At 68.0% G+C, this 25,649-nt stretch carries 21 protein-coding genes; 11 read left to right on the top strand and 10 right to left on the bottom strand.

All coding sequences use genetic code 11. The annotated features are described in order from the left end of the window. The first annotated feature begins 19 nt into the window (after positions 1-19). Both PQI23_RS03505 and PQI23_RS03500 read left to right on the top strand, forming a co-directional pair. Positions 20-394, top strand: coding sequence for a PaaI family thioesterase (locus PQI23_RS03505; RefSeq protein ID WP_339971825.1), 375 nt, complete (start codon positions 20-22; stop codon positions 392-394). A gap of 102 nt (positions 395-496) precedes the next feature. Then, complete coding sequence (locus PQI23_RS03500) at positions 497-1,399, top strand: dihydrodipicolinate synthase family protein (RefSeq protein ID WP_339971577.1); 903 nt, start codon at positions 497-499, stop codon at positions 1,397-1,399. Here the strand turns inward: PQI23_RS03500 and PQI23_RS03495 are convergent. Next, positions 1,396-3,507 carry a YhgE/Pip domain-containing protein gene (locus PQI23_RS03495; RefSeq protein WP_339971575.1) on the bottom strand — a complete coding sequence of 704 codons (2,112 nt, stop codon included), beginning with the start codon at positions 3,505-3,507 and terminating at the stop codon, positions 1,396-1,398. The two genes, PQI23_RS03500 and PQI23_RS03495, sit on opposite strands and share 4 nt — an antisense overlap. Further along, positions 3,504-6,338, bottom strand: coding sequence for an MMPL family transporter (locus PQI23_RS03490; RefSeq protein WP_339971573.1), 2,835 nt, complete (start codon positions 6,336-6,338; stop codon positions 3,504-3,506). The genes PQI23_RS03495 and PQI23_RS03490 overlap by 4 nt, the downstream gene beginning before the upstream one ends. Positions 6,339-6,492: 154 nt before the next feature. Between PQI23_RS03490 and PQI23_RS03485 the strand changes: the two genes are divergently transcribed. Then, positions 6,493-7,173 (top strand): TetR/AcrR family transcriptional regulator, encoded by a 681-nt coding sequence (locus PQI23_RS03485; protein WP_339971571.1) that lies wholly within the window; start codon positions 6,493-6,495, stop codon positions 7,171-7,173. A gap of 61 nt (positions 7,174-7,234) precedes the next feature. Here the strand turns inward: PQI23_RS03485 and PQI23_RS03480 are convergent, their stop codons facing one another. From PQI23_RS03480 to PQI23_RS03465, 4 genes are read right to left on the bottom strand one after another with little or no spacing between them, the layout of a single operon-like run. Next, complete coding sequence (locus PQI23_RS03480; protein WP_339971569.1) at positions 7,235-8,287, bottom strand: phosphotransferase family protein; 1,053 nt, start codon at positions 8,285-8,287, stop codon at positions 7,235-7,237. Beyond that, the gene (locus PQI23_RS03475; protein ID WP_339971567.1) at positions 8,284-9,513 is read right to left on the bottom strand and encodes an acyl-CoA dehydrogenase family protein; all 1,230 of its coding nucleotides are present in this window, start codon (positions 9,511-9,513) and stop codon (positions 8,284-8,286) included. The genes PQI23_RS03480 and PQI23_RS03475 overlap by 4 nt, the downstream gene beginning before the upstream one ends. 56 nt (positions 9,514-9,569) lie before the next feature. After that, positions 9,570-10,358 carry an SDR family oxidoreductase gene (locus tag PQI23_RS03470; protein WP_339971565.1) on the bottom strand — a complete coding sequence of 263 codons (789 nt, stop codon included), beginning with the start codon at positions 10,356-10,358 and terminating at the stop codon, positions 9,570-9,572. An 11-nt stretch (positions 10,359-10,369) separates the two neighbouring features. After that, a complete protein-coding gene (locus PQI23_RS03465; protein WP_339971563.1) occupies positions 10,370-11,296 on the bottom strand; it encodes an alpha/beta hydrolase in 927 nt (308 codons plus the stop codon). 301 nt (positions 11,297-11,597) lie between these two features. Here PQI23_RS03465 and PQI23_RS03460 point away from each other — a divergent pair, with 301 nt between their 5' ends. Genes PQI23_RS03460 through PQI23_RS03445 form a run of 4 tightly spaced genes read left to right on the top strand, consistent with a single transcriptional unit; the run spans position 11,598 to position 16,700 of the window. Further along, positions 11,598-12,395 (top strand): SDR family NAD(P)-dependent oxidoreductase, encoded by a 798-nt coding sequence (locus PQI23_RS03460; protein ID WP_339971561.1) that lies wholly within the window; start codon positions 11,598-11,600, stop codon positions 12,393-12,395. 40 nt (positions 12,396-12,435) lie between these two features. Further along, a complete protein-coding gene (locus PQI23_RS03455) occupies positions 12,436-14,421 on the top strand; it encodes an alpha-ketoacid dehydrogenase subunit alpha/beta (RefSeq protein ID WP_339971559.1) in 1,986 nt (661 codons plus the stop codon). Between the two features lie 21 nt (positions 14,422-14,442). Continuing rightward, positions 14,443-15,054, top strand: coding sequence for a TetR/AcrR family transcriptional regulator (locus tag PQI23_RS03450; RefSeq protein WP_339971557.1), 612 nt, complete (start codon positions 14,443-14,445; stop codon positions 15,052-15,054). Beyond that, positions 15,051-16,700 carry an AMP-binding protein gene (locus tag PQI23_RS03445; protein ID WP_339971555.1) on the top strand — a complete coding sequence of 550 codons (1,650 nt, stop codon included), beginning with the start codon at positions 15,051-15,053 and terminating at the stop codon, positions 16,698-16,700. The genes PQI23_RS03450 and PQI23_RS03445 overlap by 4 nt, the downstream gene beginning before the upstream one ends. Before the next feature lie 21 nt (positions 16,701-16,721). Here PQI23_RS03445 and PQI23_RS03440 read toward each other — a convergent pair whose 3' ends face one another. From PQI23_RS03440 to PQI23_RS03430, 3 genes are all read right to left on the bottom strand, one after another. Continuing rightward, the gene (locus PQI23_RS03440) at positions 16,722-17,339 is read right to left on the bottom strand and encodes an FMN-dependent NADH-azoreductase (RefSeq protein ID WP_339971553.1); all 618 of its coding nucleotides are present in this window, start codon (positions 17,337-17,339) and stop codon (positions 16,722-16,724) included. Positions 17,340-17,411: 72 nt separating this feature from the next. Next, positions 17,412-18,755: a pyruvate dehydrogenase complex dihydrolipoamide acetyltransferase gene (locus tag PQI23_RS03435; RefSeq protein WP_339971551.1), complete on the bottom strand. Its 1,344-nt coding sequence runs from the start codon at positions 18,753-18,755 to the stop codon at positions 17,412-17,414. Then, entirely contained in the window at positions 18,755-20,944 is a 2,190-nt protein-coding gene (locus PQI23_RS03430; protein ID WP_339971549.1) for an alpha-ketoacid dehydrogenase subunit alpha/beta, read from the bottom strand. Before PQI23_RS03430 ends, PQI23_RS03435 begins: the two co-directional genes overlap by 1 nt. A 156-nt stretch (positions 20,945-21,100) precedes the next feature. Between PQI23_RS03430 and PQI23_RS03425 the strand changes: the two genes are divergently transcribed. From PQI23_RS03425 to PQI23_RS03410, 4 genes are all read left to right on the top strand, one after another. After that, positions 21,101-21,625, top strand: a complete 525-nt coding sequence (locus PQI23_RS03425) for a VOC family protein (RefSeq protein WP_339971547.1) — start codon at positions 21,101-21,103, stop codon at positions 21,623-21,625. 82 nt (positions 21,626-21,707) lie between these two features. Next, positions 21,708-22,409, top strand: a complete 702-nt coding sequence (locus tag PQI23_RS03420; RefSeq protein ID WP_339971545.1) for a GntR family transcriptional regulator — start codon at positions 21,708-21,710, stop codon at positions 22,407-22,409. An 81-nt stretch (positions 22,410-22,490) separates the two neighbouring features. After that, positions 22,491-23,747, top strand: coding sequence for a M24 family metallopeptidase (locus PQI23_RS03415; protein WP_339971543.1), 1,257 nt, complete (start codon positions 22,491-22,493; stop codon positions 23,745-23,747). A gap of 89 nt (positions 23,748-23,836) precedes the next feature. Next, entirely contained in the window at positions 23,837-24,598 is a 762-nt protein-coding gene (locus tag PQI23_RS03410) for an SDR family NAD(P)-dependent oxidoreductase (protein WP_339971541.1), read from the top strand. Positions 24,599-24,659: 61 nt separating this feature from the next. On the opposite strand, the gene PQI23_RS03405 is transcribed toward PQI23_RS03410, so the two are convergent. Continuing rightward, positions 24,660-25,634 (bottom strand): zinc-dependent alcohol dehydrogenase, encoded by a 975-nt coding sequence (locus PQI23_RS03405; RefSeq protein ID WP_339971539.1) that lies wholly within the window; start codon positions 25,632-25,634, stop codon positions 24,660-24,662. Positions 25,635-25,649: the final 15 nt, after the last annotated feature.

Below are 25,649 nucleotides of genomic sequence, written 5' to 3'. Positions count from 1 at the left end.
CGGCGAACTGGCCGAGGCGATGGGAATCGAGTTCCTCGAGTTCTCCGTCGAGCGCACGGTCGGCCGCATGCCGGTGCGCGGCAATCGCCAGACCGTCGGGTTCTTGCACGGAGGCGCCTACGTCGTGCTCGGCGAGACGCTCGGGTCGCTGGCGGCGAACCTCCACGCCGGGCCGGGCCGCCTCGCCGTCGGCGTCGACATCAACGCGACGCACACGCGCTCGGCCACCGCGGGCTTCGTGACCGCGGTCTGCACGCCCGTGCACCTCGGGCGCAGTCTCGCCGTGCACGAGATCGTGGTCACCGACGAGGGCGGGCATCGGTGCTGCACCATGCGCATGAGCAACCTCATCAAGCCCATGCCGAGTCACGCCCGTACCGACCTCGGCGACTGAGCAGCAATCTGTACTGCACTGCACTGCACTGCACCCAGTGCTGCGGCAAGATGGTGAGCACACCTCCCCGTGCGCTCCCGCGCACAGAAACGGAGTCCACCCGTGTTCACCGGCCTCAGCGCGTTTCCCCTCACCCCGTTCGTCGATGACGCGGTCGACGAAGCCGCCTATGCCCGATTGATCGAACGCCTCGCCGCATCCGGCGTCGATTCGATCACCGCGCTCGGCTCGACGGGGTCGTACGCCTATCTCAGCCAGGAGGAACGGGCGCGCGTGGCGCAGCTCGCCGTCGAGCACGCCGGGGCGACGTCCGTGCACGTCGGTGTGGGAGCGCTGCGCACCTCGCACGTGCTCCAGAACGTGCGGAGCGCGGAACGCGCCGGCGCGTCGGGAGTGCTGCTCGCCCCGATGACGTACCAGGCCCTGACGCACGACGACGTGTTCGAGCTGTTCGCCGCCGTGGCGCGCAGCACCGAGCTCCCGGTGATCGTCTACGACAATCCGGGAACCACCCACTTCGAATTCACCCCCGAGCTCTACGGGCGCATCGCGACTCTGCCGGGCGTCGCCTCGGTGAAGATCCCGGCGCTGCCCGCCGACGCCGACGCGGCCGCAGAACGCATGGCGCGCATTCGCGCCGAGCTCCCGCCCCACGTCACCATCGGCATCTCGGGCGACGCGTCCGCCGCCGACGGTCTGCTCGCCGGTTGCGACGCGTGGTACTCGGCGATCGCCGGCACGCTCCCGGAGCCGGCGATCCGCATCACGCGAGCGGCTCGCTCCGGCGATCGAGCCGGGGCCCTGCGGGCGTCGCAGGATCTGCAACCGCTCTGGAATCTGTTCGCCTCGATGGGCGGCAGCCTGCGCGTCACCGCCACGATCGCCGAACTGCTCGGGCTCGTCGCGTCGCCCTCGCTCCCACGACCGATCCTGGGTCTCTCCCCGTCGCAGCGCGCCGAAGTCGCCGACGTGCTCGACCGACTCGGCGCGCTCGCGGGACGCTAGCGCGACGCGCGCCGACGCTCGCGCACGACGGCGAACGCGGTGAGCAGCAGGCCGGCCGCCGCCCACAGGGCGAGCACCACGGCCGCACCTCCGGCTGATCCGGCCCCCGTCGCAATACCCAGGAATCCGTCGAGCGCGGCGCCGAGCGGGCTGGCGTCGCCCACTGCGGCGAGCGCCCCGGGAACCGTGGAGACGACTCCGGCGGCGAAGGCGATGACCAGGAGGAGGAAGGCGAGGAAGCGTCCGAGCCCGCCGAGCAGGGCCGACAGCCCCTGCACGAGGAGCGTGAAGGCGATGCCCGCGACCAGCGCGAAGCCGAAGAACCGCGCGCCCTGACCGAGGTCGTACCCCAGCGCGATCGGCATCGCGACTCCGGCGGCCGCGCCTTGAATCGCTCCGAGCACGAGTGCCGGCCAGGCGCTGCGAAGCGTGATGTACCCCACGCCGCGAGCCGCCTCACGGGTGCGCCGCCACAGGGGCGACAGCACGAGGAACGCCGCGAGCGCACCGGCCCAGAGCGCGATGCCCGCGAAGAGTGGGACGCCCGACGCGGTGAAGAGCTCGTCGCCTCCACCTTCGGCGAGCACGGGGGTGACCGCTGCGCGGGAGAGCCGCTCGCGCTCCGAGTCCGTCGTGACCGGCACGCTCTTCGCCGCCGTGCTCAGGCCGGTCTCGAGTTCGGCGGCCCCGTCTTCGAGTTGCACCGTGCCGTCGGCGAGCTCGGCGGTACCGGCGGCGAGCTGCGATGCGCCGTCCGCGAGCCCGGGCGCGTTGGCGGCCAACTCGCCCGTGCCGGCGCTCAGCTGCGACGCGCCATCGGCGAGCTGCGCAGCACCGGCCGAGAGCTGCCCGCCCTGTGCCGCGAGTTCGTTCAGCCCGGTGCCGAACCGGCTCAATCCCTCGGTGAGCTGACCGAGCTGGGCTGCGGGGTCGGCCCCCGGGGTCGCCGCGCCGCCGAGCTGCTGCTGCAGCGCCTGCGTCGCCTGCGCCATCCCGGTCGCCCCCTCGCTCGCCGTCGCGAGCCCGCCGCTGATGGCACCGGCGTGCGACTGCAGCGAAGCGCTCAACCGCTGGCAGTACTCGGCATCGCCCGTCGAGACGAGGCAGTCCGTGACCAGCGGCTCGATATCCGCGCCGAGGGCCCCGGCCCCGGCCCCGGCGCTCGACAATCCCTGCTCGAGTTCGGCCGACGGTCCAGCCATTGCCGACTGCAACTGCTGCAGCGCTCCGATGAGCTCCTGCAACTGCTGCACCGCGGTCGTCGCGCCTGCCGCCAGCTGCGGGTACGCATCGGCCAGCTGCTGAGCGCCCGCGACGTACTGACCCACGCCCGACGCCAGGTCGCCCGATCCGGTCGCCAGCGTTCCGGCCCCGCTCGCGAGCTGCTGCGCGCCGTCCGCGAGCTGCTGCGCGCCATCGGCGAGCTGGGTGGCGCCATCGTCGAGCTGGGCCACCCCCGTCGACAGCTCGGATGCGCCGGATGCGAGCTGACCCGCCCCATCGGCGGCATCGCCCACGCCGGACCCGAGCTCGTTGAATCCGACGTAGACGCCGTCGACGAACTGCTCCCCGAGCTGTTCGTTCAGCACCTGCGTCGCGGTTCGCGTCACGATGCTCGAGAGCGCGGTATCGATCAGTCGACCGCGGTCGCTCTCGGTCACGTCGATCCTCGCCTGTTTCGCATCCCCGGGCTCTCCCGACAGCGATGTGGCGTCCGCCGAGAAGCTCTTCGGAATCGTCACGACGGTCGCGTACCGGCCGTCGGCGACGCCCTCGGCCGCATCGTCGGCGTCGGTGAGCACCCACGTGAAGTTCGTCATGCCATCGTCGGCGGACGTCGAGTCCGAGCCGGTCTCCGGATCGGCGGGGCCCGGATCGCCGATGAGTTCGCCGGCGAGCACGCGCCCGAGCGGCACGGTCTGCCCGTCGACCTCCGCGCCCTCGTCGAGGTTCACCACGGCGGCGGTCACGTTCTCGAGCCGCTCCGTCGGGTTCCAGAGCCCCCACAGCAGCACTCCAGCGACCGTCAACGGCACGAGCATGATGCCGACGATCGTCGTCCAGCGCACCGGCCGGGTGCTCTTCAGTCGGGTCAACGCTGCGCTCATCGCGCGCTCCCTTCACTGTCGCGAAGATGCGACACGAGGTGTGGTTCTGCAGGGTCGAGATTGTCGTCGGGGCCGGTTTCGGGCTCGGCTTCGGGAGCGACGAGCTGCGTGCCCACGGGCAGGATCCGACGCGCCAGCGCGGCGTCTCCGAGCACGAGCACGGTGACCTCCGGCGCCGCTCCCCGCGACACGGCGACCGCGTGGGCGGCGAATGCGGATCGCAGGTCATCGGCCATGGCCGCCGGCGCACCGGTCTGCGCCACCTCGCGCGCGTCGAGCACGAGCACGGACGGGTGATCCTGCAGGGCATCGCGCAGAGAATCGGGAGTCGCCCAAGCCGAGCGCGAGCGCAGGGAGGCGGCTCGCTCCGGCAGCAGGAGGCCGGTGACCTTCGCGGTTCCGGCGGCGATCGGCCTGCGCCCCGTCAGCGCCTCGGCGAGCGGAACCGCGATGCGGAGCTCTCGCTGGTCGAGCAGCAGCGCCTGGCCGGGAGCCACACGAATGGTCGGCGCAGCAGCACCGCCCGCACCCGCAGCGCCCGCAGCACCGCCCGGCAGCACGAGTGCGTCCGCGGCGATGCGCGCGTCGGGCATATCGCCGGGCCAGGAGGCGTGCGCGAGCTCGCGCGCGAGCCCCTCGCCCTCGACGTCGAAGGAGGGCAGCACGCGGCTCAACCAGCGCGGCATGCTCCAGGCGCGGTCGCCGAGGAGCGCGAGCACGGCCGGCACGAGCGTCATGCGCACGATGAATGCATCGACGAAGACGCCGACGGCGAGCCCCAGTGCGATCACCTTGATGCTCGGGTCGCCCTCCGGCACGAACGCGGCGAACACCGCGAACATGATGAGCGCCGCGGCCGTCACCACCTTCGCGCTGCCGACGAACCCGCGGCGGATGGCGGCCTGCGCATCGGCGCCGTGCACGTACTCCTCGCGGATGCGCGAGACGAGGAAGACCTCGTAGTCCATCGCGAGCCCGAAGAGCACCCCCATCAGGATGATGGGCATGAAGCTCAGCACCGGTCCGGTCGCGTGCACGTGGAGCGCATCGCCGAGCCAGCCCCACTGGAAGACGGCGACCACCGCGCCGAACGCGACGCCCACGGAGAGCAGGTAGCCGAGCGTCGCCTTGATCGGCACCCAGACCGAGCGGAAGACCATGGCGAGCAGGATCAGCGAGAGCCCGACCACCAGCACCCCGAACGGCAGCAGCGCCTCTCCGAGCAGGTTCGACACGTCGATGCCGACCGCGGTGAAGCCCGTCACCGCGAGACTGACGCCGTACTCGTCGAGCCATTCGTCGTGATGCGCCCGAAGTTCGGCGACGAGCTCGGATGTGCTCTCCGCCTGCGGGCCCTCCTCGGGAACGACCTGGATGATGCCGGTGTCCGCGTTCTGATTCGGGGTCGCGAGCGGCACGTCGTGCACGCCGGGGATCTCGCGCACCTCGTCCGCCAGATCCTCCATGAGCCCGAGCGGGTCGTCGCTCGTGATGATCGATCCCGTCAAGAGGAGCGGGCCGTTGGCACCCTCGCCGAAGTGCTCCCCCGTCAGTTCGTAGGTGATCCGCGCGGGGTCGGTCTCCTCCAGCGTCTCGGCTCCGGGAAGCGCGAGCCGCAGTTCAGTCATCGGAATCGCCGCGACCCCGAGCACCACGAGCACGGCGAGGATCGTGGCGACGGGCTTCGCGGTGACGCCGCGCACCCATCCGCCGAAGAAGCGGTCGGCGCGGCTCGGCCGGCGAGCGCCGGTCTCGGGCTCGGTGTGCGGGTCGATCGTCTCACCGGCGGCGAGCGCTGCGCGCTGCCGCTTCGGCAGGATCTTCAGGCCGGCCATGGCGAGGATCGCCGGTGTGAGCGTCACCCCGATGAGCACGGCGACCGCGACGCCGGCGGCCGCGGCGACACCGAGTGCGGTGAGGAACGGGATGCCCGCCACCGCGAGACCGAGCAGCGCGATGATCACGGTGAGACCCGCGAACACGACCGCCGATCCGCTCGTCGCCGTTGCTCGCGCAATGGACTCGGTGACCCCGAGACCCGCCCGCAGTTGCTCCTGGTGCCTGCTGACGATGAAGAGGGTGTAGTCGATGCCGACCGCGAGCCCGAGCATCAGCGCGAGCATCGGCGTGGTGGAGGTCATCTCGGCGAAGGCGGTCGTGACGAAGAGGCCCGCGATGGTGACGCCGACGCCGATGATCGCGATGATCAGGGGCATGCCCGCGGCGGCGAGGGAGCCGAGCGTGAAGAGCAGCACGATGAAGGCGATGAGCACGCCGAGTGCTTCGGTGGCGGTGAACCCGGGGATCGAGACGGAGAACACGTCGCCGCCGTACGAGACCTGCGTGCCGCCGGGCAGGCGATCCTGCAGCTGCTCGGTCACCGCGATGATGCCGTCGGTCGTCGCCTCGGGCACATCGCTCTGCGAATCGGTGATCTGAATCGTGAGGAGCGCCGCCCGCCCGTCATCGCTGAGTCCGCTCGCCGCCTGCTCGGCGAACGGCGAGGTCACCGCGCTCACGTGCTCGAGCTGCTCGAGGTCGTCGACCGCGTCGACGATGATCTGCTCGGTGCGCTCGTCATCCACCCGCTCGCCGTTCGGGGCGACGAGGATGATCGTCGCGCTCGTGCCGCTCACCTCCGGGAAGGTGCGCCCGAGCGTGTCGATGGCCTCCTGCGATTCGGTGCCGGGAATCGTGATCGGGGCGTTCGCGCCCTGCGAGAACAGGCCGGCTGCCACGCCGAGCACGGCGAGGATCGCGATCCACACGGCGAGCACCAGCCACTTCGCACGCGTCGCCCAGAGTCCGATCGCATGAAGCAGTGTCGACATGAGGGATGGGGCCTTTCGGTCTCGAACGATGCGGTGGTCGATACACGAGTGTATCCGATTCGATACACGAGTGTATCCGGTTCGGTACACTGATGTATCGGGAATCTTTCAGGCTAGGCTCTGCATGCTGTGCCGAGAAGAGAAAGGGGCTGCGATGACCAACGACGCTCACCAGGATCCGCCGACCGCACGTCGGCGAGAGACGCGCGGCCGCCTGCTCGACGCAGCGATCGAGGTCTTCGCGGAGGCCGGAGTGCAGGGAGCCTCAGTCGAGCAGATCTGCGCCCGTGCGGGATTCTCGCGCGGCGCCTTCTACTCGAACTTCAGCTCCAAGGAGCAGCTGTTCCTCGCGCTCCTCGAGCGCGAGTTCGATCGGCGCATCGAAGACGTCGAGGCGATCATCGCCGAACTCACGCCCGCACTGCGCCAGCACCACGGCATCATCGACGCCGAACAGGCGGCCGAGTACATCACGCGGTTCGTCGCGCACGAGAGCGGGAGCGCGCACTGGTTCATTCTCGAGAACGAGTTCACACTGCTCGCGATGCGCGACCCCGAGATCGCGCCGGGATACCTCGCCCTGCTCGACCGCGCGACCGCGAGCCTCGCCGAACTCGTCGAGACCGCAATCGCAGCGGCGGGGCGCCGCTTCGTCTTCCCCGCCGATCGCGCCACCGAGATCATCAACGGGATGTGCGAGCGCGCCGCACGCGTCTCGGCGCTCGAGAGCGAGGATCACCCGCGGGGCATCGCCGGGCTCCCCCACGAGATCGGCGAGCTGCTCTTCGCGGTGACCGAGCCGATCGAGGCGGTGGAGCCGATCACCCCGCGCTGATCGTGCGCCCGAGTGGCGGCCTCGGCCTGCGCACGGGGGCATCGGTCGAGAGCGCAGGGCTTCATCCGCCGCGCAAGATATCGTGCGCCTGTTCGAGGAGCTCGGGGACTCCGTGGATCAGCGTCGGCGCGAACGTCGTATCGCCGGGCCGCTCCCCATCGAGCCAGCGCGTGTAGATCGCCTCGCAGAAGATCGCCGCCTTCCACAGCGCGAGCGCTTGGTACCACGAGATCTCGGCGAGATCCAACCCGGTGGCCGCAGAATACCGCTCGGCGAGTTCGTCGCGCCGGAGATACCCCGGCTGCCGCGAGACGGGGCTGAGCTGCATGACCGACGCCGGCGATCCGGCCTCGGCCGCGGTCGCGAGGAGATATCCCACGTCGGCGAGCGGGTCGCCGAGCGTCGCCATCTCCCAGTCGAGAACGAGCACGACTCCGGGCGGCTCCGCTCCCTGTCGCGCGAACATGAGGTTGCCGAGACGATAGTCCCCGTGCGCGACGCTGAACCGCTGCGAGGCCGGCCGGTGCGATGCGAGCCGCTCGCCGAGCTCGGCGACGAGCGGAACGTCACGTCGGCTGTTCACCTCCCAGAGCGAGGCGAACCGGCGCACCTGCCGTTCGAGATAGCCGCTCGGCCGCCCCAACCCGGAGAGCGGCTCCTCGTCGATCGGCACAGCGTGCAGCGCGACGAGGGTGTCGACCATCTGCTCGCCGACCGACCGCCGCACCGCGGGGTCGTCCCATCCGGCAGGTTCTGCGCTCGTGAGTATCTCGCCATCCACGAAGGGCATCACGTAGAAGGGCACACCCAGGAGCGACGGGTCATCGCAGGTGGCTAGCACTCGCGGCACCGGCACCTCCGACTGCTGCAGGGCATCGAGCAGCTTCGCCTCTCGCAGCATGTCGTGCGCAGATTTCGGCAGCGGCGGCTTGGGGCCGCGCCGAAGCACCAGGTCGGCATCTCCCTGCCGCACCCGGAACGTCACGTTCGACTGCCCCTCTCCGATGCGCTCTGCCGAAAGCGGACCGTGACCGAGCCCGCGATCCTCGAGGAAGGCTCGAATGCGGGTCTCGTGGAAGAGCTCGTCGCGCCCCCGACCCGAGTCCGGGGTCATCGCGCAGCCATCCGCAGGATGTCGCGCTCGGGCTCTCCCGCGGCGACCTCTCGGGCGCGAGCCCGGGCCGCCCGCCGCGCGATCGCCCATCGCTGCGTCTCGCTCGAACCGTCGTAGATGCGAAACGGCCGCACTTCGTTGAGGAAGCTCGCAAGCGGCAGATGCTCGGAGACCCCGTCACCGCCGAGAAGCTGGATAGCGCGATCGATGACCCGATGAATGGCCTCCGAGCAGTGCACCTTCGCGATGGACGAGAGCGCGGTGCCCGCGCGCGCATCCTCGGAGAGCAGCAGCGCGGTGCGTTCGATGATGGCGGCGGAGCTCTCGATGTCGATCACCGAGTCGGCGATGAGCGCTTGCGCGAGGCCGAGCTCGTTGACCGAGGCTCCGAAGAGTTCGCGCTTCGCGGTCCGATCGAGCGCCGTATCGAGTGAGCGCCGGGCGAGGCCGAGCCAGCGCATGCAGTGCGTGAGACGAGCGGGCCCGAGACGCACCTGCGCGTAACGGAAGCCTTCGCCCGCCGCACCGAGCACCTGCTCCTCCGGGACGAACGCCTCATCGAAGCGCACGTGGGGGTGGCCGCCGATGATGGCGCGGTCGATCGTGTGCACGAGATCGCCGATGCTCACGCCCGGCGCGTCCATATCGACGAGGAACATCGTCGCGCCGCGATTCCCCTCGAGTTCGGTGGCGGCCATGACGATGGAGAAGTCGGCTCCGACGGCGCCGCTGCTGAACCGTTTCTCCCCGGTGATGCGCCATCCTCCGTCGACGCGCACCGCACGCGTGCGGAGGGCCGAGGGGTCCGATCCCGCCCCCGGGTGCGGTTCGGTCATGCCGAAGCAGGAGCGCATCTCGCCTCTGCCCATCGGCCCGAGATAGCGCTTCTGCTGCTCGGGGGAGCCGATCTCGCTGAGCAGATGCATGTTGCCCTCGTCGGGAGCCATGCAGTTGAGCGCCAGCGGGCCGAGCGGAGAGTACCCCGCCTCCTGGAATATCGGCGACCAGTGCTGGATCGGCAACCCGAGCCCCCCGAATGCCGCGGGCACCTGGGGAGCGAATACCCCGGCCGCGCGCGCCTGAGACTGCAGATCCTCGCGCAAGTCCTCATCGATGTGCGCGCCCGGCGGCAGTTCTCGGGGAATGACCGTCTCCCTGATGAAGCTGCGCGTCGTCGCTCGAAGCTCGTCGACACGTTCCGCCGTCCACGCCTGATGCTCGAACACGATCGTCCTCCTGTCACTCAGCCGCCGGGGCGGACATTCACGTTCTGGCCCGCGAACTACGCGGTTCCCCCGACGGCTGCGAGACCGCCGTCCAGGGTGAGTACTCGGCCCGTCACCCAATCCGCATCGCGAGACGCGAGAAACGTCACGGCCACTGCGACATCGCGCGGTTCGCCGAGCCGCCCGAGCGGATAGCGGGAGGCGACCTCCGCTTCGTTCTCGTAGAGCGCCGCGGAGAATTTCGTCTTGACGACGGCCGGCGCGACCGCGTTGACCCGGATCTCCGGGCCGAGCTCGGCCGCGAGCGTGCGGGTCAGGTGACTCAGTGCTGCCTTCGCGATGCCGTAGAAGCCGATGCCGGGCGATGGAGTCTCTGCCGTCGACGAGGAGATGTTGACGACCCGACCGCGGTACTCCCGGAAGCCGAGATCCGAATGGTGCAGAGCACCCTGCACCCATGCGAGCGGGGCGAGCAGATTCACTTCGAGGGTCTTCCGCGCCGCGCCGAGATCGAGGGCGGCGAGCGGCCCGTAGGCAGGGTTCGCCCCGGCCCCGTTCACGAGCACATCGAGGCGCCCGAACCGATCAGCCACGGCATCGAGCACCCGGGCACGATGCTCCGGATCATCGGCCTTCCCAGCGATCCCGATCGCGCGACCTTCAGGGAGCGCGAGCACGGCGCGTTCGAGTTCTTCCGCATGCCGGGCTGTGATGCACACGCGCGCGCCCTCCGCCGCGAGTTGCCTTGCGATCGCGAATCCGATCCCCCGACTCGCACCGGTGACGATCGCGACTTCGCCGGAGAACCGCGGGCGGTCGCCGCCGTGCGGCGTGTGGCTGCTCATCGGATCCGCTCTCAGGCCGGCTGCCCGAGCGGCACGAGTCGCTCGAGGAACCACTCCGTCGCCGCTCGAGCGCAGCGCTCCAGCAGCATCTGCTGGCTGTAGAGAGCGAGATGATCGGACTTGTCGATGACGGTCAGGCGTTTCTTCGCCGTTGGAATGCTCTGGTACACGCGCATCGCCTCGTCCCAGAGCGTGATGTCATCGTTCTCCGCGACGATCACCAGCGTCGGGGTGTCGATGATCCGACGCGTGAACGGTCTCACGTCGTACTGCATCAGCAGTTCGACCGACTCAGCTGTGGCGTCGAGGGAGTAGTTCGGTGCGACCGACGTGCGGAAGCCCTCGAAGAGCTCATAGCCGTCTGCGTTCGGCCATGCCGATATCTCATGCTCGGTATCGAGAGTGAAATGCGGGAAATAGGTGTCCTCGCCGGTCTCGAACCGCCTGCGTCGCGCTGCGAGGATCGCCTGCTCCAGACGACGGAAGTTGACGGTTCCGTTGGCGAGCTGCATGTTCAGGTAGCCGTCGATGACGGGGATCTGCGACACCGCGCATCGCACACGGGAGTCGATCGCGGCGAGCACGAGCGAGTGGCCGCCGCTGTACGACAGCCCCCAGCTCCCGATTCGCTCCGAGTCGACGACATCGAGCGTCTCGGCGTAGCTGATCGCGTTCCGATAGTCCTCGATCTGCATGCCCGGGTCGATGTGCTGACGTCGGTCTCCGCCGCTGTCGCCGAAGTTGCGATAGTCGAAGAGGATCGCGGCGATGCCGTTGTCGGCGAACATCTCCGCGTAGCGCGGTTGCACGATCTCCTTCACGTAGCACCACCCGCCCGCCATCACGACGGTCGGGAACGGCCCCGACCCCTCGTCCGGGGTGAACAACCAGCCGCGAACGGTCTCGCCGCCGCTCGGGAACTCGATGTCTGTGCGCACTCGGATCTCCTTCGAACCGCTTCATGGGAACTGCGAACCGACCCATCGGTCGGTGCCCACAAAATTAAGTCGAGCTGATCAATGTGTCAAGCAAAAGCACACTCTCTGCAGCTCGAAGCGCGAGAAAACACCGAGATTTCGCGCGTCTCGTCGCGATCTCCTCGTGCGCTTGAATAGTCACACTTGACATTACGCAGAACGCATGACGGAATAGTCGAGTGGCGACCGACCGCTCGGCCGGGTCGCCGCGCAGCGCATCGACTTCACCGGCCCGACGACGGCACTCGCAAAGGAGCGGACTATGACTTCATCGGCAGCACACGGATCACGCACCGCGGTCATCACCGGAGCGGGCGGCGGAATGGGCGTCGAGGCGGCGCTCCGATTCGCCGCTACCGGCCACCGACTTGCGCTCCTCGATCTCTCGGGCCCCCGCCTCGACGAGGTCGCGGACCAGGTGCGCGCCTCGCATCACGATGTCGAGATCCTCACCGTGCCCTGCGACGTCTCCGACCCGGCGTCGGTCTCGAACGCCCGGAACGCGGTACAGGCCTGGAGCGGCGATGTGCACGCACTGCTGCTCATCGCAGGCGTGCTGCAGAAGGCGGCCCCCGTGACCGAGCTGTCGGTCGAGGAATGGGATCGCACCTTCGATGTGAACATCCGCGGCGTCTTTCTGATGATTCGGGAGTTCTCGCCGCTCATGCCGGAGCACGCGGGTGCAAGCATCGTCGCGATCGCCTCGTGGTACGGCCGTTCGGGCCATGGCCTGTTCAGCGCGTACTGCGCGTCCAAGGCCGGTGTCATCAACCTCATGCAATCCGTCGCCTCGGAGCTCGCCCCGAAGGGCATCCGCGCCAACACCGTCTGTCCCGGCAACATCGACACCGAGATGCATCGGAAGGCCCTGCGCGAAGAGGCGGAGGAGCGCGGAATCAGCTTCGAAGAGATGAAGGCGATCGAATGGGCGAAGATCCCGCTCGAGATCGCAGGGCCGCCCACCTCCATCATCGACGCGGTCGAGTATCTCGCCTCCGAGAGGGCCTCGTACGTGACGGGGGCCTCGATCGACGTCAACGGCGGCGTACTGTTCCATTGAAACGACCGAGCGCGACAGCCCCGAACCGGTTCGAGCAACGATGACGAATTCCGCCCGCGTATCCCCCGCTGAGGCCGAGCAGATGCTCGCGCTCTTCCGGAAGGTGTGCGAGATACGTGCGTTCGAAGCGCGCGTCTCGACGCTGTACCGCGACGGAGAGATCCCCGGATTCGTCCACGTATCTCTTGGGCAGGAAGCCGTGGCGGCGGGAGTGTGCGCGGCACTCCGCACGCAGGACAAGATCGCATCGAATCACCGCGGCCACGGACACTGCATCGCCAAGGGCATGGCCACGCTGCCGATGTTCGCGGAACTCTTCGGCAAGGAGGAGGGGGTCGTGCGGGGGCGGGGCGGCTCGATGCACATCGCCGATCCGGAGCTCGGGATCCTCGGCGCCAACGGCATCGTCGGCGCCGGCCTCCCGATAGCGGTGGGGGCAGCGCTCGCAGCGCGCGTGCTCGATGAGCCGAACGTCGTCGTGGCGTTCTACGGCGACGGGGCGGTAGCGCAGGGGGCCTTCCACGAGGCGGTCAACCTCGCCGCTCTCTGGCGGCTCCCCGTCATCTTCCTCTGCGAGAACAACGGATTCGCCGAGTTCACCCCCGCGTCCGAGGGGCATCCCGTGACGCTCGAGCAGCGCGCCGCGGGCTACGCCCTGCCGTACCTCGGAGTCGACGGCACGGACGTCTGGCGCGTCTTCACCGCGATGACCGAAGTCGTCGCCCGCGTTCGCGATGGCGGAGGCCCGGTCATCGTCGAAGCGATGACCGCGCGGTGGCACGGCCACTACGAGGGGGACCAGCAGAAGTATCGCGATGCGGGCCAACTGAGCGCCGGACTCGCGAAGGATCCGATTCCCACCGCTCGCCAGCATATGCAGCGCGCCGGGGTCCCTGTCGAGCAGATCGATGCGATCGTCGCGGAGGTGGATCGCGAGATCGAGACGAATGTCGAGCGTGCACGGATGCTCGCAGCTCCTCGGCCCGAGACGTTCGCCGAGCACGTCTATGCGCCGAGGCCGGACGTGGTCGAGGGCCAGGTCGACCCCGACGCCGAGCCCGTGAAGTATCTGCAGGCCATTCGGCAAGCGATCTCCGATTCGCTCGACGACGACGAGAAGCTGGTCTTCACCGGGATCGATGTCGCGGCTGGCGGAGGGGTCTTCGCCGTATCGCGAGGCCTCCACGATCGGCATCCCGGGCGCGTGCTCGACACTCCGATCTCCGAGACCGCCATACTCGGTCTGGGTGTCGGCGGAGCGATATCGGGTCTGCACACGCTGACCGAGATCATGTACGTCGACTTCATCGGGGTCGCATTCGACCAGGTGCTGAATCAGGCGGCCAAGCTCCCCTTCATGACGGCGGGCAAGACGGCCATGCCGTTCACGCTGCGCACCCAGTTCGGTGCGGGGAAGTCAGCCGGTGCGCAGCATTCGCAGAGCCTGGAGGCTCTCTTCGCGCACATTCCCGGTCTGAGCGTCGTGATGCCGGCGACCTCCGCCGACGCGTACGGCCTGCTGCGGGCCGCCCTCGAGGATCCCAACCCGGTGGTGTTCATCGAGAACCGCACGCTGTACGGCCGCCGTTCGCCGAGCGTCGACAGGAACCATCGAGTACCGATCGGCAAGGCTCGCATCGCTCGCCCGGGAGCCGACGTCACCGTCGTCTCCTACTCCCGCCTCGCTCTGGAATGCGAGAGCGTCGCCGAGGAACTGGCGTTGGAGGGCATCGACGTCGAGGTCGTGGACCTGCGCACGATCTCGCCGCTCGACCGCGAGACGGTGCTCGCCTCGGTGGCGAAGACCAATCGCCTGGTCGTCGTGCACGAGGCCGTCGCCGAGTTCGGGGTCGGCGCCGAGATCATCACGACGGTGGTCGAGCACGGCTTCTGGAGTCTCGACGCGCCGATCGAGCGGGTAGCCGCTGCATTCTCACCCGCACCCTACGCACCCGCGCTCGAGGCCGCCTGGCTCCCGCAGCGCGACGACATCGCGGCCGCGATCCGACGCGTCGCCCGCTTCTGAGCATTCCCGAGGACCAGCCGCATGATGATCACGAACAGACGCCCCGAGCTCACTTCCGCGGGCGAGCAGCGCCGCGGCGAGATCGTCGAGGCAGCGGCGCAGCTCTTCAACCGATTGGGATACCACGCCACCTCGATGGCGGCGATCGCGGAGGAAGTGTCGATGGCGAAGGGCGCCGTCTATCACTACTTTCAGGCGAAGCACGAGATCCTCTCCGAGATCCACCGGATCTGGATCGAAGAGCTGATCGAGCGGTTCCAGGTGAATCAGGCTCGGACCGACGACGCTGTCGAGATCATCCGCTCGGTCTTCCACGACGTCCTCCGGCTGATCGACGAACGACCGGCTCACGTGCGCGTCTTCTTCGAGTTCTTCCGCGAGCTGCCACCGGAGCTGCGAGCGCACGCGCGGTCTCGGCGGGATCTCTACGAGGCGCTCGTCGAGAACACGATTCGGCGCGGAATCGATACGGGCGTCCTCCGGGAGATGAACCCTCGCACCCAGGCCTTCGCCCTCTTCGGCATGTGCAACTGGAGCTACCAGTGGTACCGGCGCGACGGTGAGTTCGACTCGCGCGAGATCGCCGACATGCTCTTCACCATCTTCACCGATGGAGTGCGAAACCGCGCATGATCACCGCCACGCATCGCTCCTCGCACCGCTTCACGACGGATCCGGATCCCGCCGTGACGATCCCCGAGTGCATCACGCTCCGCGCGGCTCGGCATCCCGGCCACCCGGCCGTCATCGACGGGAGAACACGACTCACGTCAGCCGAACTGATGCACGCATCATTCCGCGCAGCTCGGTTCCTCGCAGCCGCGGGGGTGCGGCGCGGAGACCTCGTGGCGCTGCAGCTCCCGAACCGTTGGGAGAGCATCGCCGCGATGCAGGGGGTGTGGCTGCTCGGGGGGATCACGACGCTCATCACCCCGATCTACCGCACCGGCGAACTCACGAACCTCTTCTCCGACGCACCGCCGCGCGCAGTGGTGGTGCCCGGCGAGTACCGGGGTACGGACTATGCGATGCAAGCAGCAGAGGCATTGCACAACGCGGGAGCAGACGCGCCCGTGCTTGTTCTCGGGGAGCTCTTCGCCGAAGCTTCGGGCGAGGCCTCGGAGGCGTGGCGACTCGGATCTGAGTCAGACGACCTCCCGGGCGGCGGCTCGCGATCCCCACGAACGCAGCCCGACGACGTCGCGATACTCATGTTCACCTCAGGCACGACCGGCCGCGCCAAAGGAGTGCTCCATACGCATCGCACCCTGCTGCACGAGGCCGCCTCGATCGCGGAGACGTTCGGGCTGAGCGGCGACGCGGTGTTCATGCCGTCCCCGCTCACGCACGTGACCGGGTTGCTCTACGGTGTGCTCCTTCCAACGCTCATCAACGGCTCGGTCGTGCTGCAGGATCGGTGGGACCCGGCCGAAGCCGCGACGAACATCGAGCGCCACAAGTGCACGTTCACCGTTTCGGCCACCCCGTTCCTCCGCGGCCTCGCAGACCAGTATGCGTCCCGAGGCGAGCGGTCGAGCCTGCGAGTCTTCGTGTGCGGAGGCGCCGACATTCCTCGAGACCTCGTGCAGCAGGCGAGCCGGACCATGGGATCGGACGTCTGCCGCACATACGGGTCGACCGAGATGCCGACGCTGACCGTCGTCACCCCCGATCTCTCCGCGCCGCAGCGCTGGGAGACCGAGGGTCGGCCCATCGGGGCGGCCCGCGGACGGATCGTCGACGCGACCGACGGCGTCGGGGAGCTCGAAGTGATCGGCCCCGAACTCTTCGTCGGCTACCTCGACCCTGCGGATAACGCCTCAGCGTTCACCGACGACGGCTGGTTCCGCACCGGCGACCTCGCACGGCTCGACGACGACGTGCTGCGGATCTGCGGCCGTTCGAAGGATCTGATCATCCGCGGCGGTGAGAACATCAGCAGTAAGGAGATCGAAGACGTCCTGCTCTCCGCTCCTGCGATCGATGACGTCGCAGTCGTCGCGATCCCCGACGAGACCATGGGCGAGCGCGCATGCGCCGTGGTCGTGGCGGCACCAGCCGGCCCCGACGATCGGAGCGGGTCGACCTCCCCTCCGCTGACGCTGGCAGACCTGAGCGCGGTACTGGAGTCGGCCGGCCTTGCGAGGCAGAAGCAGCCCGAAGCGCTGCTCATCGTCGACGAGCTGCCGCGCACGCCATCGGGGAAGATCCAGAAGTTCGTCGTTCGTGAACGAGTGCGGGAGGCCCTTGCGGAGGGGCGCGTGGTGCGGCGGTCGTGATGGCGCGCACTCGTTCTTGAGTTAGAGCGTCGCTCCCAGGGCACGCGCTTGCGCAAGAGCCGTCTCGAGTTCGTCCTCGGCGAGCTGTTCGCCGAGCGCGGGCACACGGTCAGCGAGGGTGCGGCTCGTCGTGATCGTTCGCACATGCATGCCGAGGCCGCTTCCGATGGTGAGTTCGAGGGACCCCAACGCATGCGCGAAGCCTCCGTCATCATCGGTGCCTCCGCGCGCGGCGACCAGCACCGCGGGCCGGCCTGCGAGCGGCCGGCTCTCGACATCGAAGGGAGCCGTCACGCCCGGTACATGCACGAGATCGATCCACGCCTTGAGCGTCGCGGGCATCGCGTAGTTGTACATCGGCACGCCGATCACCACGGCATCGGCCGCGAGGAGCTCCGCGATCGCGGAGCTCTGCGCCGCTTCGAGCGCAGGATCGAGCTGTGCGCCGTCGCGAAGTCGCTCTGGCCAGTGCTGCGCCGATGCGACCATCACAGGCGGCGGGTCACGGTGGAGGTCCCGCGTGACCACGGTGTAGTCGTGACCGCGGGATCGCCAGCTCTCCGCAAGACCGGCCGTGAGGCGTCGGGTGCGTGATGGGGCGCCATCGACCGATGAGTCGATCTTCAGAAGTACGGGCACGGGTGCGACCTCTTTCGTGAGAGACGAGTGTCCGGCTGCGGAGCGACACCGTGCCGGTGCCGCTCCGCAGCCTCAGACGAGAATACTCATCGGGTGCTCGATGCGCTTCGTGAAGGCGGCCAGCCACTCGGCGGCGAGCGCGCCGTCGAGCACGCGGTGATCCGCCGACAGCGTGACGGTCATGACGGTTGCGATGCCGAGGGATCCGTCCTCCTGCACCACCGGTCGCGGCTCCGCGGCGCCCACCGCGAGAATCCCCGCCTGCGGCGGATTGAGAATCGCGGAGAACTCGCTCGTCCCGTACATTCCGAGATTCGACACGGAGAAGGATCCTCCCTCGAGCTCATGCTGCTTGAGTCTCCCCTCCCGAGCTCGCGTCGCGAGATCGCGAATGGTCTCGCCGAGCTGCCCGAGCGACAGCTTCTCGACACCTCGAACGACCGGAGTCAGAAGCCCGCCGGGAATCGAAACCGCGACCGAGATGTCGATGCCCGTGAAGCGTCGCGTCGCGTCGTCGGTCCAGATCGCGTTCGCGTCGGGCACGTCGCGGAGCGCACCGGCGACGGCTTTGACGATGAAGTCGTTCACCGAGATCTGAATGCCCTCGATCGAGTTGATCTGCTTGCGCAGCGCGAGGAGATCGTCCATTCGGCATTCGGCGACGAGGTAGAAGTGCGGCACCGTGCTCTTGCTCTCGGTGAGCCGCCTCGCAATGGCACGCCGCATCCCGGTGTGCGGCACGTCGATGTAGTCCGTCGCAGCGTCGGGGCTTCGAGTCGGCTCGTCGCGTGTTTCGGTGCGCGTTGTGCTCGCAGCAGGTGTTTCGACAGTGGCGGCCGCGGTCGCGGGAGCCGCCTGCGAACCATCGATATCTCGCCGGACGATTCGACCGTTCGGGCCCGTACCGTGTATGCGAGTGAGGTCGATGCCGCGCTCCCGGGCGAGCTTGCGCACGAGCGGGCTCGCGAAGAGGCGCTCACCGCCCGGCGCTTCCGGAACAGTGAGGGCGAGCCCTGCGTCGGGCTCGTTCATCGGCGGGGTCGATGGAGCGGGCGCCTCGTCGGACGGCACGGGCGCGCTCTCCTCCTGTGCAGATTCCGGCGGGGAAGGGGCTTCGGGCGCCGCTGCCGCTTCCGATCCGACACCCGCCTCGGCGAGCGCATCGTCCGCCGATTGGCCGCCGGTGGCGAGCACGACGATCGGAGTGCCCACGGTGGCCGATGATCCGGCATCCAGGAGAATCCCGGCGACCACGCCGCTCTGCTCCGCCGAGTACTCGACCGTGGCCTTCTCGGTCTCTATCTCGACGATCTCCTGCCCCTCGGAGACATCGTCCCCGACCGCGACCAGCCAGCTCGCTATCGCGGCTTCAGCCGATCCCGTCGCGATCTCCGGCATCCGGACTACGATGGCCATCAGTTCCCTCCCCATGCTGCGCGCACGGCCTCGAGGCCAGCGACGACTTCCTCGGTCCCCGCGATCGCGGCGCGCTCCAGCACCTTCGAGATGCTCGGGCTTGCCTCGCCTCCCGTCACTCGAGCGACCGGCTGATCGAGCCAGTCGAAGCAACGGCGCTGAATCTCATCGGCGAGCCAGGCGCCGTACGACGGCCCCCGCGATCCCTGCTCGACGATCACGACGGCGTTCGTCTTCATGATGCTGGATTCGATCGTGGCCCAGTCGATCGAGGCTCGGTCGAGCCAGCGCAGGTCGACCACCTCGGCGTCGATGCCGGTCTGCTCGATCGCCTCGAGCGTGTGCTCGACCATTTTCAGGTACGTGAGCACGGTCACCTCGGAGCCTGTGCGTCGCACCGCTGCAGAACCGGGCGGAATGATGTAATCGAGATCGTCCGCCGGTACGCGGTCGGCGCTGCCGTACTGCATCATGTGCTCGATCACGAGCACCGGGTCCTCGAGCGCGAGGGCGGCGTTCATCAGTCCCACGTAGTCGGCCGCATTCGAGGCGGCGACGATGCGCCACCCGGGAGCGGTCGCGAAGATCCCGGCGGGATCCATGAGGTGCTGCGACCCGTACCCCGAGCCCATCGCCACCTTCGTGCGCAGCACCAGCGGCACGTCGTTGTTGTTGCCGAACATGTGCCGCGCCTTGCCTGCCTGGTTGAACACCTGGTCAGCCGCGACCCACATGAAGTCCGGGTACATGAACTCGACGACCGGGCGAATGCGCCCGTCGAGCGCGGCGCCGGTGGCGAAACCGAAGAAGGCGTTCTCACTGATCGGCGTTCCGACGACACGCTGCGGTCCATACTTCTCGGCGAGCCCTTTCGTCGCGCCGTTGGTCCCGCCGCCGAGATTGTGCACATCCTCTCCGAGCACGACGATGCGCTCGTCGAGCTCCATGCGGCGGTCCATCACCTGCGCAACCGCATCCACGAATTTGACGTCGCGCCACTCACCGCCGGCTTCCGTCGGCTCCACCGCGGAAAGGCCCTCGAGTTCCGAAGCGTCACTCCGAATACCGGTGTCAACCCAGTTCGTATCGGGCCAGAGCGCCGGAATGATCCTGCGCTTTCCCTCTCGCTCGGGGTCGTCCTCGACGAGCGCGCGCACGGCATCCGCCATCGCCTGCTTGGCCTGATCCTTCACCGCGGCGATCTCGGCCTCTGTCGCGTACCCGAGCTCCTGCATCTTCTGCCCCATGAGTACGAGCGGGTCGCGGACGCGCCAGGTCTTCTCCTCGTCCTTCGTGCGATACCCGAAGGCGCTCCCGGGAAACGGGCCGTTCTGGTGGAAGAAGCGGTATACCTCGGCCTCGATGACAGCCGGCCCCTCCCCCGCGCGCATGAGATCGACGGCTTCCCGAGTCGCCAGGTGCACGGCGAGGGGGTTCATGCCGTCCACGCGCCACGCCGGAATCGAGAACCCCTGCGCGCGGACGGAGAACCGTGGATCGGCGGAGGCCTCCCGAGCGTGCGTGGAAACGGCGTACAGATTGTTCTCGATGAAGAACAGCAGCGGAGTCTTCCAGGTCGCTGCGAGGTTCATCGATTCGAGCACGGACCCGATCTGACTCGATCCGTCCCCGAAGTAGTTGACCGAGACGTCGTCGGTGCCCGCGAATTTCTGAGCCCACCCGTTGCCGCCGGCGAGCGGCGCCCCGCCTCCGACGATCGCATTGGTGCCCAGCGCTCCCGCTTCGAGCCACTGGAGGTGCATCGACCCGCCGCGTCCGCCGGAGAATCCCTGCGCGAGACCGAGGATCTCAGCGAGCGTCCGCTGAAGCATGGCCTGCAGGTCGTCGGTGACGAGCTCCCCGAGGTCGAGACGTCCGCCTGCGACGTGCGTGATCGCCTTCGCGAGGAACTGGTGGTGACCGCGATGAGACCCGTTCACCGCGTCGCTCGAGCGCAGGCCGACGATGGAACCGACTGCACCGCCTTCCTGACCGATGCTCGAGTGCGCGGGGCCGTGCACGAGACCGGCGCCGGCCAGGTCGAGCACCGTTTCCTCGAAGCTTCGGATGAGCTGGATCTCCCCGAGCATGGTCGCGAGGAGTGCCGGGTCGGCAGCCCTCCAGTCGTCGTCCGTCGTGTCGAGTTCGAGCCAGGGCACTCCGGTATCGAGCTTGCGGCGTTCGGGCATAGTCCATCTCCGTTGATGCGAGTCGAGTGAGTTGAGACGAGAATACGGGTGATTGCATCCAATCGCAAGAACGAAGCACCTATATTGATCAGATTCGCCCACTGAAGGGCATTCTTGGATACAATTACCCACATCACGCCGAGGTGAGGAGATGCGATGGCGATTCCAGGGATTCGAGGCACTGACCACTTCGGGTTCACCGTTCCCGACCTCGACGAGGCCGAGCAGTTTCTCGTGGGCATCCTCGGAGCTGAACCGATCTACACCCTCGGCGCGAAGCGCGCCGACGACGACTGGATGCAGACGCAGATCGGTGTGCACCCGCGCAGCGTCATCGAGGAGATCCGCTTCTACCGCCTGCACACCGGGGCGAACCTCGAGGTCTTCGAGTACGACGCGGCAGACGGCCAACGATCTCAGCCTCGAAACAGTGACATCGGCGGGCACCATCTCGCACTCTACGTCGACGATATGGACGCGGCGGTCGCGTACCTCCGTGAACACGGCGTCGAAGTGATGGGTGATCCCGTCGAGAGCAGACAAGCCGCCGAGGGGCAGCGCTGGCTCTACTTCCGCTCTCCCTGGGGCATGCAGTTCGAACTCGTCAGCTTCCCCGACGGCAAAGCCTACGAGCGGGAAGCCGCGCGGCTGCTCTGGCACCCCGGGAATCCAGCCTCGTGAACTCGATCACCCGCCTCGATTCCGCACCTCCGACGACGGTGAATCGGGAAGACTGGGAGCAGTGCAACCCAGAGGGAGAACGATGTCGACACCGATCCAGAGCCGCACACGGGGAGGCGATGCCGGAGCACGCATCGCCGAGCGCCTGCGAGCAGAGATCCTTTCAGGGGAGCTCGGCCCCGGGGCGCGCATTCGTCAGGAGGATCTGGCAGCACGATTCGGGGCGAGCCGCGTGCCGGTGCGCGAGGCCCTCAGCATCCTGGTTCACGAGGGTCTCGTCACCACCGTTGCGAACTCCGGCTCGTGGGTCTCGACCCTCACCCTCGCAGAGTGCGAGGAGATCTATCAGATGCGCGAGCAGCTCGAGCCGTTGCTCCTCCGCTACAGCGCACCCCGACTCTCCGCCGACGACATCGATGCGCTCGAGCGCCTCGCGACCGATATCGACGATATCGCTCGCACGGGAGACGTCGACCTCTTCCTGCTTCGCGATCGGGAGTTCCACCTGGCGAGCTACGCCCGCGCCGAGACGCAGCAGCTCGGCGACCTCATCTCGAAGCTCTGGAACAGCACAGCGCCATACCGTCGTGCGTACGTCTCGACCTGGTCCCCCGAACTTCGCCGTGTTGCGAGCGATGAGCACAGCATTCTGGTCGCGACCCTCCGCGATGGCGACTTCGCAGAGGCGGAGCGCGTGCTCGCGGGGCACATCCGTCGCACCCGGCGGCAGCTGGCGAAACATCCGGAGATCTTCGGCGCAGACGACCCGCGTTCCCGCCGATAGCGGAGGCACCCCGGACGGAGCTCGTGCGGCAGGTCGAAACTCCCTCGCTTCTCCGCAGCACCGACTCTCGAAGGGTGGATCATGACCGACCTCTCTGCAGCGCAGCGCCCCCTCTACACGCCGGGTCAGATGGCCGTCGACTATGAGATGCGCGTCGACTTCGCGCGCCTGCGCGACTACCGCCTGCAGCGAGCGCATGCAGCGCTCGAAGCCAGCGAGTGCGGGGCATTCCTGCTCTTCGACTTCTACAACATCCGCTACACCACGCAGTCCTGGGTCGGCGGTGCGCTCGGCGATAAGATGATCCGCTATGCCCTGCTCACCCGCGGTGGTGAACCTCATCTCTGGGACTTCGGGTCGGCGGTGAAGCACCATCAGCTGTACTCCCCCTGGCTGCAGCACGAGCACAACCATCCCGGATTCCTCGGATTTCGCGGCGCCGTATCGCCTCGCGCCGGACTGATGGTCGATGCCATTGCTCAGATCAAGGGCATTCTCACCGATCTCGGGCTCCAGAACTCTCCGATCGGCATTGATATCGTCGAGCCTCCGTTCCTCTTCGAGATGCAGCGCCAGGGCTTCACGGTCGTCGACGCGCAGCAGCACATGCTCGACGCACGAGAGATCAAGAGCGCCGACGAGATCATGCTCATGAACCAGGCCGCCGCGATGGTCGACGGCGTCTACACGGACATCGTCGAAGCACTGAAGCCCGGAGTCCGCGAGAGCGAGATCGTCGCGCTCGCGGCGAAGAAGCTTTACGAGTACGGCTCAGATCAGGTCGAGGCGATCAACGCCATATCGGGCGAGCGCTGCAACCCGCACCCCCACAACTTCACGGACCGCATCATCAGGCCAGGCGATCAGGCGTTCTTCGACATCATTCACTCCTTCAACGGATATCGCACCTGCTACTACCGCACCTTCAGCGTCGGAAGCGCGACAGGGGCGCAGCGCTCCGCCTACAGTCGAGCGCGCGAATGGATGGACAACGCGATCTCGGCCATCAAGCCGGGCGTCGGCTCGGACGAGATCGCGTCCCTCTTTCCGACGGCCGAGTCCCTGGGATTCGGCGACGAGCTGTCGGCCTTCGGCCTCCAGTTCTGCCATGGACTCGGCCTCGGCCTGCATGAGCGGCCCATCATCTCGCGGCTGAACAGCTATCGAGAGCCCGTGGAGATCAAGCCGGGCATGGTGTTCGCCGTGGAGACGTACTGCCCGGCCTCCGACGGCTATTCGGCGGCGCGCATCGAGGAGGAGGTGGTGATCACCGACGAAGGTCCCGTGGTGATCACCAAGTACCCTGCGCAGGATCTCGTCGTCGCGAATCCCTTCTGACGCCGCTTCCGGCACCGCATGACGCATGAGCGTGCACCGAGCGCGGCCGATGACTCACCAGTCCGCCAGACCGACCGAGAGGAAACACCTTGACTCAGACATCGAACGTCGCCGTGATCACAGGCGGGGCCGGCGGGATCGGCCGTGCCGTCGCCCGGAGGTTCGCCGAAACCGGCGCGCGAGTCGTCGTCGCGGATCTTCGCCGGGAGGAGGCGGTCGAGCGAGCCACCGAGCTCTCCCGGGCCACCCAGACCGAGACCATGGGTATCGCGACCGACGTCACGGACTCGGCAGACGTGCGCAGACTCGTCGCTCGCACCCTCGAGCGATTCGGCCGCGTCGACCACGTCGTCAATTGCGCAGGCACGTCACTCAACTCGCCGACCGTCGAACACCCGGATCGCGATTGGAGCTTCGTACTCGATCTCAATCTCAGCGGAACCTTCTACGTCTGCCGCGAGTTCGCTCAAGAGCTCTTCGCAACCCGAGGCACAATCGTCAACATCTCATCCATCGCCGCCTTCGCGGCGACGCGCCCTGAGATTCATGTCGGATACGATGCGACGAAAGCGGGCATCATCGGGTTGACGCGCACGCTCGGCGTCGAGTGGGCGAAGTATGGCGTGCGCGTCAACGCTGTGGCGCCCGGGTACACCAACACCGAACTCCTGCAGACCGTCGGCTCGGACTCTCCCGAGACCGTGGAGGCGTGGCTGAGCCAGACCCCGCAGGCGCGACTGATGGAGCCGGAGGACATCGCGAACGTGGTGCACTTCCTCTCCTCGCCAGCGGCGGCCGCGATCACCGCGCAGACGATCCTCGCCGACGGGGGCTACTCGGCGGCGAAGTAGACGCGGAGGAGGCCCCGGTGCGAGCACACGCATTGCCGCCCGGGGCCTCGACCTCGGCGCCCTACAGAGTCGCGTCGAGCTCCACGTGCACTTTGAGGTTGCGGCTGCCATCGCGCGACGCTTCCAAGGCGTCGAGTGCATCGTCCGCAGCGAAGCGCTCCGTCACGAGCGGTGACAGGTCGATTCCCGTGCGCTCGAGGAAGCGAATGGCCTCGGGCCAGACGCCCGGCGACCCGATGGTGCCCGTGATCGTCAGCCCCTTCGATTGGATGAGGCCGAGCGGTGCCGACGCCTCGTTCCCCACGTCGATTCCGATGAACCCCAGGCGCGCCCCGTGCGCCGCGATCCTGATCGCGTTGCTCATGACCTTCGGATTGCCGCTCGCCTCCATGACGACGCTCGGGCCGCGGCCCTCGGTCAGGGAGCCCAGCAGCTCCTCCGCTTCTTCGGGACCCACGGCGTGGTCGGCGCCGAGTGCGAGCGCTGCATGACGACGCGCCTCGGAGGGCTCGACGGTGACCACTGTGGCCCCGAGGGCGTGCGCGGCGGCTGTCGTCACGAGCCCGACGGGCCCGGCGCCGAGCACGGCGACCGTGTCGCTCGCGTTGACGTTGCCGACTCGCATGAGCGCGTAGTAGCCGACGGTGAACGTCTCGATGAGCGCACCACTCGAGTAGTCGATGTTCTGCGGAATGCGGTGCAGCCACTCGGGCCGGGCGACGAAGAACTCAGCAGCGGCGCCGCTGATCGAGAAGCCGAAGTGATCCTCACCGATCACGCACTCGCCGACCACACGGTCCCCGACGGCGAACTCCGTGACATTCGCGCCGGTAGCGGCGACTTCACCCGCCCATTCGTGCCCGGGAATGATGGGATAGGTGAAGGGAATGATGTAGCGCCCCTCGAGCAGCTCGATGTCCGAGTGGCAGATGCCGACGGAGCGTGAGGCGATGAGCACCTCGTCGGCGGCGATATCGGGTACGGGAAGCTCCGAGACCTCCGGCTGGTGCTCGCCGAGGAACTGCAGTGCCTTCATGAAATCATCTCCATT

It is taken from the genome of Leucobacter sp. USCH14 (assembly GCF_037619215.1).
Classification (GTDB): Bacteria; Actinomycetota; Actinomycetes; order Actinomycetales; family Microbacteriaceae; genus Leucobacter.
This window is presented reverse-complemented; position numbering and strand designations above follow the sequence as displayed.

Coding starts and splice junctions, on each gene's coding strand:
- PQI23_RS03450 (WP_339971557.1), top strand. CDS start 14,443: ATGATGATCACGAACAGACGCCCCGAGCTCACTTCCGCGGGCGAGCAG.
- PQI23_RS03480 (WP_339971569.1), bottom strand. CDS start 8,287: ATGACCCCGGACTCGGGTCGGGGGCGCGACGAGCTCTTCCACGAGACC.
- PQI23_RS03405 (WP_339971539.1), bottom strand. CDS start 25,634: ATGAAGGCACTGCAGTTCCTCGGCGAGCACCAGCCGGAGGTCTCGGAG.
- PQI23_RS03460 (WP_339971561.1), top strand. CDS start 11,598: ATGACTTCATCGGCAGCACACGGATCACGCACCGCGGTCATCACCGGA.
- PQI23_RS03415 (WP_339971543.1), top strand. CDS start 22,491: ATGACCGACCTCTCTGCAGCGCAGCGCCCCCTCTACACGCCGGGTCAG.
- PQI23_RS03430 (WP_339971549.1), bottom strand. CDS start 20,944: ATGCCCGAACGCCGCAAGCTCGATACCGGAGTGCCCTGGCTCGAACTC.
- PQI23_RS03470 (WP_339971565.1), bottom strand. CDS start 10,358: ATGAGCAGCCACACGCCGCACGGCGGCGACCGCCCGCGGTTCTCCGGC.
- PQI23_RS03505 (WP_339971825.1), top strand. CDS start 20: ATGGGAATCGAGTTCCTCGAGTTCTCCGTCGAGCGCACGGTCGGCCGC.
- PQI23_RS03485 (WP_339971571.1), top strand. CDS start 6,493: ATGACCAACGACGCTCACCAGGATCCGCCGACCGCACGTCGGCGAGAG.
- PQI23_RS03490 (WP_339971573.1), bottom strand. CDS start 6,338: ATGTCGACACTGCTTCATGCGATCGGACTCTGGGCGACGCGTGCGAAG.
- PQI23_RS03435 (WP_339971551.1), bottom strand. CDS start 18,755: ATGGCCATCGTAGTCCGGATGCCGGAGATCGCGACGGGATCGGCTGAA.
- PQI23_RS03420 (WP_339971545.1), top strand. CDS start 21,708: ATGTCGACACCGATCCAGAGCCGCACACGGGGAGGCGATGCCGGAGCA.
- PQI23_RS03445 (WP_339971555.1), top strand. CDS start 15,051: ATGATCACCGCCACGCATCGCTCCTCGCACCGCTTCACGACGGATCCG.
- PQI23_RS03425 (WP_339971547.1), top strand. CDS start 21,101: ATGGCGATTCCAGGGATTCGAGGCACTGACCACTTCGGGTTCACCGTT.
- PQI23_RS03495 (WP_339971575.1), bottom strand. CDS start 3,507: ATGAGCGCAGCGTTGACCCGACTGAAGAGCACCCGGCCGGTGCGCTGG.
- PQI23_RS03455 (WP_339971559.1), top strand. CDS start 12,436: ATGACGAATTCCGCCCGCGTATCCCCCGCTGAGGCCGAGCAGATGCTC.